This window comes from Pseudomonas sp. MB-090624 (assembly GCF_003205245.1).
In the GTDB taxonomy this organism is placed as follows: Bacteria; Pseudomonadota; Gammaproteobacteria; order Pseudomonadales; family Pseudomonadaceae; genus Aquipseudomonas; species Aquipseudomonas juntendi.
This window is the reverse complement of record NZ_QJRK01000015.1, coordinates 46,519-61,697: the sequence shown is the minus strand read 5'-3', so window position 1 is coordinate 61,697 and position 15,179 is coordinate 46,519. Positions and strand designations below refer to the sequence as shown.

At 65.6% G+C, this 15,179-nt stretch carries 13 protein-coding genes; 7 read left to right on the top strand and 6 right to left on the bottom strand.

Going from position 1 to position 15,179, the window contains the following annotated elements:
• Positions 1-90: 90 nt before the first annotated feature.
• Genes DMX12_RS10710 through DMX12_RS10685 form a run of 6 tightly spaced genes read right to left on the bottom strand, consistent with a single transcriptional unit; the run spans position 91 to position 8,980 of the window.
• Positions 91-552, bottom strand: coding sequence for a chemotaxis protein CheW (locus tag DMX12_RS10710; RefSeq protein WP_054904974.1), 462 nt, complete (start codon positions 550-552; stop codon positions 91-93).
• On the bottom strand, positions 545-5,494 hold the full coding sequence (locus DMX12_RS10705) for an Hpt domain-containing protein (protein WP_110677458.1): 4,950 nt from the start codon (positions 5,492-5,494) through the stop codon (positions 545-547). The genes DMX12_RS10710 and DMX12_RS10705 overlap by 8 nt, the downstream gene beginning before the upstream one ends.
• 48 nt (positions 5,495-5,542) lie before the next feature.
• The gene (locus tag DMX12_RS10700; RefSeq protein WP_223809682.1) at positions 5,543-7,567 is read right to left on the bottom strand and encodes a methyl-accepting chemotaxis protein; all 2,025 of its coding nucleotides are present in this window, start codon (positions 7,565-7,567) and stop codon (positions 5,543-5,545) included.
• A gap of 47 nt (positions 7,568-7,614) precedes the next feature.
• On the bottom strand, positions 7,615-8,169 hold the full coding sequence (locus tag DMX12_RS10695) for a chemotaxis protein CheW (protein ID WP_009682820.1): 555 nt from the start codon (positions 8,167-8,169) through the stop codon (positions 7,615-7,617).
• Positions 8,166-8,531, bottom strand: a complete 366-nt coding sequence (pilH, locus tag DMX12_RS10690) for a twitching motility response regulator PilH (protein ID WP_009682819.1) — start codon at positions 8,529-8,531, stop codon at positions 8,166-8,168. The genes DMX12_RS10695 and pilH overlap by 4 nt, the downstream gene beginning before the upstream one ends.
• Before the next feature lie 47 nt (positions 8,532-8,578).
• Complete coding sequence (locus DMX12_RS10685; RefSeq protein ID WP_009682818.1) at positions 8,579-8,980, bottom strand: PleD family two-component system response regulator; 402 nt, start codon at positions 8,978-8,980, stop codon at positions 8,579-8,581.
• A 242-nt stretch (positions 8,981-9,222) separates the two neighbouring features.
• Between DMX12_RS10685 and gshB the strand changes: the two genes are divergently transcribed.
• From gshB to DMX12_RS10650, 7 genes are all read left to right on the top strand, one after another.
• On the top strand, positions 9,223-10,176 hold the full coding sequence (gshB, locus tag DMX12_RS10680) for a glutathione synthase (RefSeq protein ID WP_054904978.1): 954 nt from the start codon (positions 9,223-9,225) through the stop codon (positions 10,174-10,176).
• Positions 10,177-10,267: 91 nt separating this feature from the next.
• Positions 10,268-11,173 (top strand): energy transducer TonB, encoded by a 906-nt coding sequence (locus DMX12_RS10675; protein WP_054904979.1) that lies wholly within the window; start codon positions 10,268-10,270, stop codon positions 11,171-11,173.
• A gap of 138 nt (positions 11,174-11,311) precedes the next feature.
• On the top strand, positions 11,312-11,881 hold the full coding sequence (locus DMX12_RS10670; RefSeq protein WP_029887678.1) for a YqgE/AlgH family protein: 570 nt from the start codon (positions 11,312-11,314) through the stop codon (positions 11,879-11,881).
• Positions 11,881-12,306, top strand: coding sequence for a Holliday junction resolvase RuvX (gene ruvX / locus DMX12_RS10665; protein ID WP_110677457.1), 426 nt, complete (start codon positions 11,881-11,883; stop codon positions 12,304-12,306). The genes DMX12_RS10670 and ruvX overlap by 1 nt, the downstream gene beginning before the upstream one ends.
• A 49-nt stretch (positions 12,307-12,355) precedes the next feature.
• Positions 12,356-12,874, top strand: coding sequence for a bifunctional pyr operon transcriptional regulator/uracil phosphoribosyltransferase PyrR (gene pyrR, locus DMX12_RS10660; protein ID WP_110677456.1), 519 nt, complete (start codon positions 12,356-12,358; stop codon positions 12,872-12,874).
• A gap of 12 nt (positions 12,875-12,886) precedes the next feature.
• Positions 12,887-13,891, top strand: a complete 1,005-nt coding sequence (locus tag DMX12_RS10655; RefSeq protein ID WP_009684474.1) for an aspartate carbamoyltransferase catalytic subunit — start codon at positions 12,887-12,889, stop codon at positions 13,889-13,891.
• Positions 13,888-15,159, top strand: coding sequence for a dihydroorotase (locus DMX12_RS10650; RefSeq protein WP_110677455.1), 1,272 nt, complete (start codon positions 13,888-13,890; stop codon positions 15,157-15,159). Before DMX12_RS10655 ends, DMX12_RS10650 begins: the two co-directional genes overlap by 4 nt.
• Positions 15,160-15,179 lie beyond the last annotated feature (20 nt).

The window sequence follows — 15,179 nt, the reverse complement described above, 5'->3', positions numbered from 1 at the left end:
CTAGTTTCAAGCGGCAAGCTGCAAGCCGATCGCGGTGAAATGAACACCGCCCTCAAGCTCGCAACTTCAAGTTTGAAACTTCGAGCGCTGCTATTGCAATTGCGCGTCACGCACCAGCCTTTCCAGCGCAACCAGGTCCGGCACCCGCGCCACTTGCTCGCCCACCTGCACGGCGGCCAACTCCAGCCGCCCCAGCGCCACGTCCACATAGTTGAGCTGGCTGTCGAGCTTGCAGGAACGCGGAATGTCCTGCAGCAGCAATGCCAGGTAGCGCAGGCCGGTGTCGCCCAAGGCATTGAGCACCACCACCCGCGCCCGCTCCCCGCACGGTGTTTCGCCACCGCAGGCAGCCTCGAAACCGATCAGCGGCAGGCGCTGCTGGCGCCAGTCGATCCAGCCCAGGTGCCAGGGCGGGTCGCCGCGCTGGCACAACAGGTTGCGTTGGCCGCTCAACTCGGCCACCGCCACGTTCGGTAGCACCAGGGTCCGGTCACCCAAGGGCAGCAACAACCCGGTCAGGCTGCTGCGCTGGCCGGCAATCAGTTCAAGCATGGGTCTGGCTCCACTGGGCGATACTTTGCAACAGCAACGACTCTTGGTACGGCTTGCCCAAGTATTCGTTCACGCCAATCGCCATGGCCCGGTCGCGGTGCTTCTGCCCGGTACGCGAGGTAATCATGATGATCGGCAGGTCTTTGAGCCGCTCATCACGGCGGATACGCGTAGCGACTTCGAAGCCGTCCATGCGCGGCATCTCGATGTCCAGCAGCAGCACATCGGGGCGGTGCTCCTGCAGCAAAGCCATGGCATCGACGCCGTCCTTGGCCGTGAGCACGCTCATGCCGTGGCGTTCCAGCAGGCGGCTGGTGACCTTGCGCACCGTGACCGAGTCGTCCACCACCATCACCAGCAAGGCGCGGCGCGGTACCGGGCCGGGCAACTGGCGCGGGTTGGCGCCCCCGGGCAGGCGCGCCAACCTGCGCTGCTGGCCACGCAGTTGGCCCAGCAGGTCGAGAATCAGCACGACCCGCCCATCGCCCAGCAACGTCGCCCCGGAAAGCCCGGCAACGGCGGCAAATTGCGGCCCCAGGCTTTTCACCACGATCTCCCGGCTGGGTGACAAGGCATCAGCCTGGATCGCGAACGACTGCTCCTTGGAATGCACCAGCAGCACCGGCAGCGGCACACTTTGCCCCAGCAAGCTCGGGCGCGGCATGCCTTGCAGCAACTCGCCCAGGTAGCGCAACTCGTATTCGTGGCCGGCATACACATAGCGTGGCGTGTCCAGTTGGTAGCACGCCGCCAGCTCGGCCGGCGGCACGCGGACGATGCCTTCGATGGTATTGAGCGGGATGGCGTACTGTTCCTCGCCCAGGTGCACCATCAAGGCGCGGTTGATCGACACCGTGAACGGCAGGCGAATCAGGAACCGCGCGCCTTTGCCCTGGGCCGACTCGATGCTCATCGAACCGCCCAGCTGCTTGACCTCCTCGTGCACCACGTCCATGCCCAGGCCACGCCCGGATATCTGGGTAATCTTCTCGGCGGTGGAAAAGCCGGGGCGCAGGATGAACTGCAGGATCTCGTGGTCGCTCAAGTGCGCCTGCGGGTCCAGCAAGCCGCGTTTGATCGCCTTGCGCCGTACAGCCTCCAGTGGCACGCCGGCACCGTCGTCGGTCATTTCGATGACGATATCGGCGCCTTCGTGCAGCAAGTTCAGGTGGATGGTACCCAGCTCCGGCTTGCCCGCAGCCAGGCGCATTTCGCGGCTTTCCAGGCCATGGTCCACGGCGTTGCGCAGCATGTGCTCCAGCGGCGCCACCATGCGTTCGAGCACGCTGCGGTCCAGTTCGCCCTCGGCGTTGCCGACCACCAGCTCCACTTGCTTGCCCAGCTCGCTGGCCACCTGGCGCACCACCCGCTGCAAGCGCGGTACAAGGCGTTCGAAAGGCACCATCAGGGTGGCAGTCAGGCCCTCCTGCAACTGGCTGTTCACCCGCGCCTGTTGCTGCAGCAGGCTGTACGCCTCCTGGGCGCGCTGGGCCAGGGTTTCCTTCAGGTCGAGCAGGTCCGAGGCAGACTCGAACAGTGCCCGCGACAGCTGCTGCAACTGCGAATGGCGGTCCAGCTCCAGGGGGTCGAAATCGTCGTAGGCATCGCCCTCGAACGGCTGGCGGCTGGAGATCCGCCCCTGGGTCTCGCTATCCAGGCGCAACAACTGGTCGCGCATGCGCTCTAGGGTGGTTTCCATTTCGTTGAGGGCAAACTGCGCATCGTTGACCTGCTGCTCGATGCGCCCACGGATGATCGAATGCTCACCTGCCAGGTTGCCCAGGTCGTCGAGCAGTTCGGCATCGACCTTGACCATGTCGCCGGCGGCGCGCTCAGGTGCCGCTGCCGGCACTTCGGCAGCGCTGGCATCTTGCGGCCCCTGGCCTGCGGCACTGTCGGTCAGTGCCGCGCTGCTGAAATTGCGTATGTAGTCGATCAGCGCCGTGGCCGCGTGCAGCGGCTGCCCCAGGCGCACGGCATCGAGCATTTGGGCCAGGCGATCGTGGCAGTTCTGCAACAAGGCGAACAACGGTGCACTGGGTGGCAGGCGGCCGGCGGCCAGAAGCTCGTAGAGAAACTCAAGCTCATGGGCAAGGTCGCCGATTGGGGTGATTTCGACCATGCGCGCCACGCCCTTGAGGGTGTGCAGGTCGCGCATCAGGTTGTCCACCTCGACGCTGCTGCGCGGGTCGGCTTGCCAGCGGGCCAGGGCTGCAGCGGCGCTTTCGACGATGTCCGAGCTTTCTTCGAGGAATACCTCCAACAACTCCTCGCCAGGGCTTTCGGCCTCCTCGACCTGGGGCTCGGCCACTTCCGGCGGCAGTGACGGGCGTGGCAAGCCCAGGCCCAAGGCGTCGGTCAGGTCCATGTCCGGGTGCAGCGGGGTGACCGCGTCGATACCCACCAGGCCGGTGGCATCCGGGGCCAGCGCCTGGTCCAGCAGCGCACGCAGGCGCTCGACCAGTTCCGGGCGCGGCGCGACATCCTGGCCGGCCGCCACTTCATCGAGCATGTCCATCAGGGCTTCATGGGCGCCCTGGGCCAGGGCGAAGAAACCTGCTTCGGCAGCCAGGCTGCCCTCCTCCACGGCACCATAGAGGTCGAGCAGGGCCTCGCACAGGTCATCCATTGGGCGAAGGTCGGCCAGGTGCGCGGCATGGCCCAGCGTGGTCATTTCATCCAGCAGGGTGTCCAGCGCATCGCGTTGGCCGGGCTGCTGCTGCCAACGCGACAGCAACGATTCGGCGTTGAGCAGGGTATCCATCGCTTGCGCGAGGAAACTGGCCACCCACTGCGGGTCATGCCTGCCGCGCCGCTGCTGCTGAGGGTCGGCGTGCAGGCTGGCCAGCCGCTCGTCCACTGCCTGGCCAACCCGCTCGATCAGGTCCGAGGCCCCGGCAATGGCGGCCAGCGGGTTGCTGTCCAGTTGCGCCAGGCCCAGCTGGAACAACGCCCGGGCAGCCTCAAGCCACTCGACTTCAGCCATCTGCAGCGGTAACTGGTGGCCCTTGTATTCGCGTACCAGGCGGTCGAAGGCCGTGGCCAGTTCGGCAAGCGGCATCACCCCGGCCATGGCGGCGCTGCCCTTGAGCGTGTGCAAGGCACGTTGCAGGTCATCGCTGACCGGCGTGTCATGGCCGCCGGCACCCTGCAGGAACGCGTCGAGACTGGCCAGGTGGCCTTGCGCTTCGCTGCGGAAGATGTCCAGCAACTGCGGGTCGAGGCCATCGAGGTCGGCGACCGCGGGTGGGTCGTTTTCAGCCAGGCCATGCAGATGCCCAGCCAGTCGTTCGATGTCGCTCAGCTGCGGTAACTGGCCTGCGGCAAAGTCGGCCAGCAGGTCTGGCAACTGCACGAAGGCCTGCTGCAGCGCCACCACGCCCTGGGCGCTGAGCGCCCTGCGGCCTTCGATTACACGGTTCAACAGGTGTTCGGCGCCCCACGCCAGTTCGGCCACGGCTTCGGCATGGACCATACGCCCACTGCCCTTGAGCGTGTGCAAGGCGCGCCGAACATCGCCCAGTGCTGCCATCTGCTGGTTATCGGCACGCCAGCGCAGCCAGTGCCGCTCGATTTCCGGTAACAGCTCACCGGCCTCTTCGAGGAACACCTCGCGCAGCTCATCATCGATGCCATCACTGCTGTCATCGGCGCCTTCAGTGGCGGTGGGTTGCGTACACTGCACCCCAAGCGCAGCCAGGCTGGCCCGTGCGGTGTCGATAAAGGGCTGGCCATCGGCCAGCGGATCTGCGACACGCCATTGCAGATAACACTCGGCCGCGCTCAGGGCCTGCGCCAGGTGGGCCAGCTCATCGGCCGGCGGCTCCGCTTCCAGGTGTTGCAGCCAACCCTGCACATAGCCGGCACACCCCCCAAACAGCTCGGCCACCGCAGGCAGCATCAACATGGCCAGTGCCCCGCGAACCTGCTGCAACAACCCCGGCAGGGGTTGCAGGCGCTGCCGCGGCCAGCCGGACTCCAGGCAATCGCCAATCAGGTCCTTGGCCTGCTGCAGCACATTCAGCGACTCGTTCAGCACCAACTGGCGAATCTCGGCCAGGTCCGAGCCAGCCAGGCCGCCCTGGCCGTTTTCCTCCAGCGGGCCGACCATGCCGTTGAGGGTAGCCTCCACGTACAGCAGCGCACCTGCCACATCCATCAGCACCGCATCGTCAACGGCACGCGCCCCCTCGGCCAGCGCCTGCAAGGCCAGCACCTGGTCGATGATCACCCGCCGTGGCTGCTGAAAGCCCAGCACGGCGAGGGTATCGGCGACATGCCGCAGGGGCGCCAGCAAAGCGTCAAGCTGTTCACGGTGCTGACGGTCGCCCCGCACGAACTGGTCAAGCCGCTCCTTGATGCGCATCAGGTCGTCGCACAGCGCGGTCACTACCGAGCGCAAGGCGTCCCGGCCCGGCCCGGCCTGCAGCTGTTCACGCCAATTGCCCAGCGACAGATCGAGGTTGGCCAGGTCATCGGCACCGGCGAAGCGGTGCGCCGTGCCGCTGATCAGGCTGGCCTGGGCCAGCGGCTCGACACCCCGGCAGGCGCGCAACTGGTTGAGCAACGGCAGCATCACCAATGGCAGGTCATGGCGCGCGCCACGCAAGCGTTCAAGGTACGCCGGCAATTGCTCGAGGCCGCGGAACAATGCGCCCAGGCAATCCCCGCGCGGGCTGACCTGGCCATCGGCCAAGGCCTTGGCGAACAGCTCCAGCTCTTCGGCCAAGCGTGTTGCGCCGCGCAATTCGAGCATCCGCAGGCAACCATGCACCTGGTGCAGGTTGTCGACCACGAAGGCCAGCATCGACAGCTCGCCCGGCTCGCCGGCAAAGCGCTCCAGCGCCTGGCGGGCCTGGCCCAGGCAATCGAGGATGGCGGCCTTGGTCCAGGTCAGCGCCACGGTATCGTGGCGCTCGGGGCTTAGTGCTGCTACAGCCATGGGCACTCCTCAGCGCGGCATATCAGTACGGCTCATCGCAAGGCCGGTTCACTTGGGCTCGGCAGGTGGTGGCAAGGTGAAGCCAGATACCGAACGGCGCATCTCGCTGGCCATGCGCGCCAGGTGGCGAATACTGTCGGCGGTCGCACCAGAACCGGCGGAAGTCTGCGCAGTGATCTGCTGGATCACCGCCATGGTGTGGGAAATCTGCCCGGCCGAAGAGGTCTGCAACTGCGCAGCATCGGAAATGCTGTGGATAAGGTCGGCAAGGTTCTGCGACACCCCTTCGATCTCGGCCAGCGCCACCCCGGCATCCTGGGCCAGGCGGGCACCGCGCACCACCTCGGCGGTAGTTTGCTCCATGGATATGACGGCTTCGTTGGTGTCGGCCTGGATGGTGCGCACCAACGCCTCGATCTGGCGGGTGGCCGACGACGAGCGCTCGGCCAGGCGCTGCACTTCGTCGGCGACCACGGCAAAGCCGCGCCCGGCTTCGCCCGCCAGCGAGGCCTGGATCGCCGCATTCAGGGCAAGGATATTGGTCTGGTCGGCGATATCGTCGATCAGGCTGACGATATCGCCGATTTCCTGGGACGACTCGCCCAGCCGCTTGATGCGCTTGGCGGTGTCCTGGATCTGCTCGCGAATGTTGTCCATGCCGTTGATGGTGTTGTGCACCACCTCGTTGCCCTTGTTGGCGATGGCCACCGAGCGCTCGGCAACCTTGGCAGATTCATAGGCATGTGCGGAAACCCGGTCGATCGACTCGACCATGTCGCCCACCGCCTCGGACGCCTCGCTGATCTGCTCAGCCTGCTGCTCGGAGGCCTTGGCCAGCTGCCGCGCGGTGTTCTGCGTATCCTGCACGGCGGCGGCAACCTGCACCGCACTGTGGTTGATGGTAGCGACCAGGTCACGCAGCTGGTCGACCGAATAGTTGATCGAGTCGGCAATGGCGCCGGTAAAGTCTTCGGTGACCGAAACCGTCACCGTCAGGTCGCCATCGGCCAGCTCTTCGATTTCATCGAGCAGGCGCATGATTGCCTGTTGGTTGCGTTCGTTCTTTTCTGCCGTCTCGCGCAGCTGGCGGTTGGTGGTACGCACCATCACCAGGCCGATGAGGATGATCGAAGCCAGGGCCAGCAGGCCCAGGGCGTAGCCACCCACGGTATCGAGGGTGCGCCCGCCGGCCAGGTTTTCAAAACCGTTGGCCAGGTGCGAGGCCTCGTCGAGCAGGGTTTGCGACAAGCTGAAGATATTGCCCGCCGCCTCGCGCACCCGGAACAGCTCTGGGGAGGTTTCGAGAATTTCGTCCACCGAACCGGCAACGAACTGGAACAGCTCGGCAATTTCGGCCAACCGGGCACGGGCGTCGGCATCTGCAACTCGGGTTACCTGGATGCCCGCATCGCCGTTGAGCATCCCTTGCAGCACCTGGCCGAAACGCCCGGCATCACGCCCGAACGCATCGGCCGCCTGGGCTGCCGCGTCATCACCGGCCAGCACGGTGTTGACCGAGCCGAGGATCCGCTCGGCCAGCAACAATTGGCGCTGGGCCACCGCCACCTGGTTGGCCGGGGCGCCGCTCTGCAGCAGGATCTCGACGACCTTTTCGTACTCCACCTGCAGTTGCGGCACGGTTTCGGCCAGTGTCGCCGCCACCTGGTGCAGCGACAGCACCGTCTGTTCAGTGGCCAGGATGGTATCGGTGTTCTTGCGCAGGTTTTCCCAGTCACGCCGCACCGCTTCCATTTCATCACGCACGGCGGGCGGCGCCGGCGGCAGGCCGGTGGCCTTGTCACCTTGGCGCAGGTAGCCCCAGCGCCGCTCGAAATCGTTGCGCGCATCCGACAGCAACTTGAACGCCAACGCCTTGCCTGCAGCGGCTTCGGTGGCGTTCTTGGCGATGCGCTGCGACAGCACGCGCAACTCGCCGGCATGGCCGATGTACTGCTTGTCGTAGTTGGACTGGGTGTTCAGGTAAGCGAAATTGGCGAACAGCAGGATGATCGACAGGATCAGGATCAGGAACAGCACGGTGATCTGCGCGATGCTGCGGGTACGCGGGGTCACGGTGGTGGCCGTGACGGGGGCGGCGGGTGTGTTCACGTTCGCAGGTCCTATAGCGCCACATCGAGAAAGCCCGGCGCCTGGGCCAGGGCGAAGGGGCTGAAGATCGCCCAATTGCGTTCACGCGGGAAGTGCCCCTGCACAAAGCGCGCAGCGGCCCGAATCAGCGGCTGTGGCGGGGACAGTTGCAGGCTGTCGAGGGTAAAGTGCTGCAAACCGAGCACTTCGTCCACCAGCAGGCCGACGAACAGGTCGTCGTGGTCCACCACCAGCACCCGGCGCTGCTTGCCCGGGGCGGCGTGGCCCAGGCCAAAGAAGCTGCTCAGGTCCATGACCGGCAACAACCGGCCACGCAGGTTGGCCACGCCGCAGACCCATGGCTGCACCCCCGGTACCCGGCTGCTACGCGGCTCGCGCAGCACCTCGGCCACCTCGCCCATGGGCGCGACGAACCATTGCCCGGCGGTGCGAAAGCCAATGCCACTCCACTCTTGCAGGCGGTTGTCTTGCGGCGGCTGGTCAGCGACCAGCAAACGGCAGCGCCGGTCGATGTCCAGCAACAACTCGAAGGCGGTCAGTGACGCGCCCTGCGGGCGGGTGGTCAAGCCCCCAGCACTTCTTTGAGCTTGGCGATCAGCGCCTCTTCGCCCACCGGTTTGGTGAGGAAGTCGCGGGCGCCCTGGCGGGTGGCCCAGATGCGGTCGGTCTCCTGGTCCTTGGTGGTGACCACGATCACCGGAATGGCACTGGTTTCCGGGTCTTTGCTGAGCTGGCGGGTGGCCTGGAAGCCGTTCATGCCCGGCATGACGATGTCCATCAGCACGGCGTCCGGCTTTTCCTGCCGGGCCAGGGCCACGCCGTCGGCACCGTTGTTGGCCTTGAGCACCTCGTGGCCATTCTTTTCAAGAAACTGGGTCAAACTCGTCATCTCTGTCGGCGAGTCGTCGACAATCAGAACTCGGGCCATGCTGTTACCCCATCAGGAAAGTAGAACCGTGCCATGGCGGGGCGCGGTCAGGGTGCTTGTGGTTCAGGTGCCGCAAACCCGGGCACATGGGCACGGATTGCGTCGAGCAGTTCTTCCTTGCTGAACGGCTTGGTCAGAAACTGATCAGAGCCGACTACCCGGCCGCGGGCCTTGTCGAACAGCCCGTCGCGCGACGACAACAGGATCACCGGGGTGTCCTTGAAGGCGCTGTTGTGCTTGATGATGGCGCAGGTCTGGTAGCCGTCCAGGCGCGGCATCAACACGTCGACGAAGATGATGCCGGGGCGGTGATCGACGATCTTGGCCAGGGCATCGAAGCCATCGCTGGCGGTGATCACCTCGCAGCCGGCTTCACCGAGCAACATCTGCGCAGTGCGGCGGATCGTGCGCGAGTCGTCGATCACCATCACCTTCAGGGGTTGTTCCATAGACGCCTACCCGTGGGAATTGAGCTGCAAGTTGCAAGCGGCAAGTTACAACAAAAGCCCAGCCGGCACGCGGCTGCTTTGCTCTTGAGGCTTGGAGCCAAGGGCTTGCAGCTGCATTTTTAACACACTCCGGGTGGCCGTTCCATCTGCGCCGCCCCTTGACCAGCGGCGTTCACAGCGCCACCCTGAGCCACTTTTCTTTCGACCCATCGCGGCAACGCGCCGCCAAGAGGAACCACCCCATGAGCGTTCGCCTCGGCATTGTCATGGACCCGATCGCGTCCATCTCCTACAAAAAGGACAGCTCGCTGGCCATGCTGCTGGCCGCCCAGGCACGCGGCTGGAGCCTGTTCTACATGGAGCAGCGCGACCTGTACCAGGGCGAAGGCAAAGCCCGTGCGCGCATGCGCCCGCTGAACGTTTTCGCCGACCCGGCCCGCTGGTTCGAGCTGGGCGAAGAACAGGACAGCACCCTGGCCGAGCTGGACGTGATCCTGATGCGCAAGGACCCGCCGTTCGACATGGAGTTCGTCTACAGCACCTACCTGCTGGAGCAAGCCGAGAACGATGGCGTGCTGGTGGTCAACCGCCCGCAAAGCCTGCGTGACTGCAACGAAAAACTGTTCGCCACGCTGTTCCCGCAGTGCACGCCACCGACGCTGGTCAGCCGCCGCCCGGACATCATCCGCGAGTTTGCCGCCAAGCATGGTGACGTGATCCTCAAACCGCTGGATGGCATGGGCGGCACGTCGATCTTCCGCCATCGGGTGGGCGACCCGAACCTGTCGGTGATCCTCGAAACCCTGACCGCGCTGGGTGCCCAGCAGATCATGGCACAGGCCTACCTGCCGGCGATCAAGGACGGCGACAAGCGCATCCTGATGATCGACGGCGAGCCGGTCGACTACTGCCTGGCGCGCATTCCGGCCAGCGGCGAAACCCGTGGCAACCTGGCTGCCGGTGGCCGCGGCGAGGCGCGCCCGCTGAGCGACCGGGACCGCTGGATTGCCGCCCAGGTGGGGCCAACCCTGCGCGAGAAAGGCCTGCTGTTCGTGGGCCTCGACGTGATCGGCGATTACCTCACCGAGATCAACGTCACCAGCCCGACCTGCATTCGCGAAATCGACAACGCCTACAACACCGATATCGGCGGCAAGCTGATGGATGCCATTGATCGCCAGTTGCAGGCGCGCTGACCGCCGACGCACGGCATTTACCCGGAGTGGGGTATGATGCGGGTCCCATTTGCCTGGCCTGCTGCCCCGCCCTGCGGTTGCTGGATACCCGATGACGCTGCCCGCTGACATCCCTTCCGACCTGCTGCCCCCACGTGTTCGCCCAGTGGACCGGCTCGGTTTCACGCTGTTCCTGGCTGCGCTGGTGCACCTGGCGCTGATCCTCGGCGTCGGTTTCACCGTGGTCAAGCCTGCCGAAATCCGCCATACCATGGACATTACCCTGGCCACCTTCAAAAGCGAAAAGCCGCCGGAGAAAGCTGATTTTCAGGCCCAGGACAACCAGCAAGGCAGCGGCACCCTGGACAAGAAGGCGGTGCCCAAGACCACCGAAGTGGCGCCGTTCCAGGACAGCAAGATCAACAAGATCACCCCCCCGCCGGCAGCCAAGCCGGAAGTAGTGCCGCCACCAACCCCGCAGAAGTCAGCGGTGGTGACCACCGCGCCCAAGGCGCACAAGGTCGAGCCCAAGCCCAAGCCCAGCAAGGCGCAACCCAAGCCAGCCGCGCCCGCCCCGGACTTCGACAGCTCGCAGCTGTCCAGCCAGATCGCCAGCCTGGAGGCAGAGCTGTCCAACGAACAGCAACTGTACGCCAAGCGCCCGCGCATCCACCGCCTGAACGCTGCCTCGACCATGCGCGACAAGGGCGCCTGGTACAAGGAAGAGTGGCGCAAGAAAGTCGAGCGGGTGGGCAACCTCAACTACCCCGACGAGGCGCGCCGGCAGCAGATCTACGGCAACCTGCGCATGATGGTCTCGATCAACCGCGACGGCTCGCTGTACGAAGTGCTGGTACTGGAGTCGTCCGGGCAGCCGGTGCTGGACCAGGCAGCGCAGCGTATCGTGCGGCTGGCGGCGCCGTTCGCACCGTTTACCGGGGACCTGGCCGAATTCGATCGCCTGGAGATCATCCGCACCTGGCGCTTTGCCCGTGGGGACCGTTTGTCCAGTAACTGAGTTATGCCTTGGGTTTAGGGCTTGCGATATGCGGCGGCGCTCGATCTCACAACCAACAAAACCCTCAAGACACTGACCAACCAAACGACACAAAGCGGACCTTGTCAGCCCCGCCACCTGGCGCCACACTACTACCCCATGAAAACCCTCACGCCGAGCTACCTCAAGCATCAGTTCCTGATCGCCATGCCGCACATGGCCGATCCGAACTTCGCCCAGACCCTCACGTACATTGTCGAGCACAACGCCCATGGCGCCATGGGCCTGGTGGTGAATCGGCCGCAGGAACTGAGCCTGGCCGATATTCTCGAGCAATTGCGCCCGGACGAAACGCCGCCGGACAGCACCTTGCAGGTGCCGATCTACCAGGGCGGCCCGGTGCAGACCGACCGTGGTTTCGTGCTGCACAGCAGCGAGTGCAGCTTCCAGGCGAGCGTGGCGCTGGAAGGGCTGACGCTGAGCACGTCGCAAGACATCCTGCTGGCCATTGCCGCCGGGGTCGGCCCCAAGCAAAGCCTGATCACGCTCGGCTATGCCGGCTGGGAAGCCGGCCAGCTGGAAGCGGAGCTGGCCGACAATGCCTGGCTCAACTGCCCGTTCGACCCGCAAATCATCTTTGAAATGGCCAGTGACCTGCGCCTGGAGGCCGCCGCCGCCAGCCTGGGCATCAACCTGCACCTGCTGACCAGCCAGGCGGGCCACGCCTGATGGCCGAACTACGCCTGCTGCTGGGTTTCGACTATGGCAGCAAACAGATCGGTGTGGCCGTCGGCCAGGTCATCACCGGCCAGGCACGTGAGCTGTGCACGCTGAAGGCGCAGAACGGCGTGCCGGACTGGGCCCAGGTGGAAAAGCTGATCGGTGAATGGAAGCCAGACGCCATCGTCGTTGGCCTGCCGCTGAACATGGACGGTACGCCCAGCGAAATGAGCGCCCGCGCCGAAAAATTTGCCCGCCGCCTCAATGGCCGCTTCAACCTGCCCGTGCACACCCACGACGAGCGCCTGACCACTTTCGAGGCCAAAGGCGAGCGCATGGCCCGTGGCGGCCAGCGCGGCAGCTACCGCGACAACCCGGTCGATGCCATCGCCGCGGCCCTGTTGCTGCAAGGCTGGCTGGAGGCCAATACCTGATCATCTTTGCCGCCGGCCATGCCCGGCGCACCCTTCCGAGGAGCCCGCAATGAGCCTACCAAACCCCGCCGAGCTGGTCCGGCAGATGGCTGTCGACCTTCGCGCCCACCTGGCCCGCCGCAGCATCAGCGAGCCGCGTTACATCGGTATTCGTACAGGTGGTGTCTGGGTTGCCCAGGCCCTGCAGGAGGCCATGGGCGACGAGAGTGCCATGGGTACCCTGGACGTCTCGTTCTACCGCGATGACTTCAGCCAGAATGGCCTGCACCCGCAGGTACGCCCGTCCGAGCTGCCGTTCGAAGTCGAAGGCGAGCACCTGGTGCTGGTGGATGACGTGCTGATGAGCGGCCGCACCATCCGCGCGGCGCTCAACGAGCTGTTCGATTATGGCCGCCCGGCCAGCGTCACCCTGGTCTGCCTGGTGGACCTGGATGCCGGCGAACTGCCAATCCGCCCGAATGTGGTCGGCGCCACCCTGTCGCTGGCCCCCGATGAACGGGTAAAATTGACCGGGCCCGCACCGCTCGCCCTCGAGCGCCAGGACCTCGCCTCCGCTTCCGCCCTTTAAGAGTCCCCCGCGATGACGCCAATCGACGCCAAGCGCCCGCTGCAGCTCAATGACCAGGGCCAGCTGCGCCACTTCCTCTCGCTTGACGGTTTGCCCCGCGAACTGCTCACCGAGATCCTCGACACCGCCGACTCCTTCCTGGAAGTCGGTGCCCGGGCCGTGAAAAAAGTCCCTTTGCTGCGCGGCAAGACCGTGTGCAACGTGTTCTTCGAGAACTCGACCCGTACCCGCACCACCTTCGAGCTGGCAGCCCAGCGCCTGTCTGCCGACGTGATCAGCCTGAATGTGTCGACGTCCTCGACCAGCAAGGGCGAGACCTTGTTCGACACCCTGCGCAACCTCGAAGCCATGGCCGCCGACATGTTCGTTGTGCGCCACTCCGACTCGGGGGCTGCGCACTTCATCGCCGAGCACGTGTGCCCGCACGTTGCCGTGATCAACGGTGGCGACGGCCGCCATGCGCACCCGACCCAGGGCATGCTCGACATGCTGACCATCCGTCGCCACAAAGGCAGCTTCGAGAACCTGTCGGTAGCGATCGTCGGCGATATCCTGCACTCGCGGGTAGCCCGCTCTGACATGCTGGCGCTCAAGGCCCTGGGTTGCCCGGACATTCGCGTGATCGGGCCGAAAACCCTGATCCCGGTCGGTATCGAGCAGTACGGCGTGAAGGTCTACACCGACCTCGCCGAGGGCCTGAAGGATGTCGACGTGGTGATCATGCTGCGCCTGCAGCGTGAGCGCATGGCCGGTGGCCTGCTGCCCAGCGAAGGCGAGTTCTACCGCCTGTTCGGCCTGACCACCGCCCGCCTGGCCGGGGCCAAGCCGGATGCCATCGTCATGCACCCAGGCCCGATCAACCGGGGCGTGGAGATTGAGTCGGCGGTGGCCGACGGCAAGCATTCGGTGATCCTCAACCAGGTTACCTACGGCATCGCCGTACGCATGGCAGTGCTGTCCATGGCCATGAGCGGGCAGAACGCGCAACGTCAATTCGACCAGGAGAACGCCCAGTGACCATCAGCATTCTTGGCGCCCGGGTCATCGACCCCAACAGCGGCCTGGACCAGGTCACCGACCTGCACCTGGACGGTGGCCGCATTGCTGCCATCGGCGCCGCCCCGGCCGGTTTCAGCGCCAGCCGCACGATCCAGGCGCAAGGCCTGATTGCAGCGCCTGGCCTGGTCGACCTTGGCGTGTCCCTGCGCGAACCGGGCTTTAGCCGCAAAGGCAACATCGCCAGCGAAACCCGCGCAGCCGTGGCCGGCGGCGTGACCAGCCTGTGCTGCCCACCGCAAACCAAGCCGGTGCTGGACACCTCGGCCGTGGCCGAGCTGATTCTCGACCGTGCCCGCGAGGCGGCCAACAGCAAGGTCTACCCGATCGGCGCCCTGACCAAGGGCCTGGAGGGCGAGCAACTGGCGGAACTGGTGGCCCTGCGTGACACCGGTTGCGTGGCATTCGGCAACGGCCTGAAGGAAATCCCCAACAACCGTACCCTGGCCCGCGCCCTGGAGTATGCCGCCACCTTCGACCTGACCGTGGTGTTCCATTCCCAGGACCGCGACCTGGCCCAGGGCGGCCTGGCCCACGAAGGCGCCATGGCCAGCTTCCTTGGCTTGCCGGGCATTCCGGAAAGTGCCGAAACCGTGGCCTTGGCGCGCAACCTGCTGCTGGTCGAGCAGAGTGGCGTGCGCGCGCACTTCAGCCAGATCACCAGCGCCCGTGGCGCGCGGCTGATCGCCCAGGCCCAGGCACTTGGCCTGCCGGTAACCGCTGACGTGGCGCTGTACCAGCTGATTCTCACCGACGAGTCGCTGCGCGAGTTCTCCAGCCTGTACCACGTGCAGCCACCGCTGCGTACTGCTGCTGACCGTGACGGCCTGCGTGAAGCGGTCAAGTCTGGCGTGATCCAGGCGATTTCCAGCCACCACCAGCCGCACGAACGCGATGCCAAGCTGGCCCCTTTCGGTGCTACCGAACCGGGTATCAGCAGCGTCGAGTTGCTGCTGCCGCTGGCCATGACCCTGGTGCAGGACGGCCTGCTCGACCTGCCCACCCTGCTCGCCCGCCTGAGTAGCGGCCCGGCTGCCGCCCTGCGCCTGCCTGCGGGTGAGCTGAAGGCAGGCGGCGCGGCCGACCTGGTGCTGTTCGACCCGCAAGCCTCGACCGTTGCCGGCGAGCAATGGCTGTCGCGGGGTGAGAACTGCCCGTTCATCGGCCACTGCCTGCCGGGTGCAGTACGTTATACCTTGGTCGATGGGCACGTTTGCCACGAGGCCTGAGGGCTAGCTGCAAGCTGCAA

Coding starts and splice junctions, on each gene's coding strand:
- DMX12_RS10655 (WP_009684474.1), top strand. CDS start 12,887: ATGACGCCAATCGACGCCAAGCGCCCGCTGCAGCTCAATGACCAGGGC.
- pyrR (WP_110677456.1), top strand. CDS start 12,356: ATGAGCCTACCAAACCCCGCCGAGCTGGTCCGGCAGATGGCTGTCGAC.
- DMX12_RS10685 (WP_009682818.1), bottom strand. CDS start 8,980: ATGGAACAACCCCTGAAGGTGATGGTGATCGACGACTCGCGCACGATC.
- pilH (WP_009682819.1), bottom strand. CDS start 8,531: ATGGCCCGAGTTCTGATTGTCGACGACTCGCCGACAGAGATGACGAGT.
- DMX12_RS10675 (WP_054904979.1), top strand. CDS start 10,268: ATGACGCTGCCCGCTGACATCCCTTCCGACCTGCTGCCCCCACGTGTT.
- DMX12_RS10705 (WP_110677458.1), bottom strand. CDS start 5,494: ATGGCTGTAGCAGCACTAAGCCCCGAGCGCCACGATACCGTGGCGCTG.
- ruvX (WP_110677457.1), top strand. CDS start 11,881: ATGGCCGAACTACGCCTGCTGCTGGGTTTCGACTATGGCAGCAAACAG.
- DMX12_RS10670 (WP_029887678.1), top strand. CDS start 11,312: ATGAAAACCCTCACGCCGAGCTACCTCAAGCATCAGTTCCTGATCGCC.
- DMX12_RS10710 (WP_054904974.1), bottom strand. CDS start 552: ATGCTTGAACTGATTGCCGGCCAGCGCAGCAGCCTGACCGGGTTGTTG.
- gshB (WP_054904978.1), top strand. CDS start 9,223: ATGAGCGTTCGCCTCGGCATTGTCATGGACCCGATCGCGTCCATCTCC.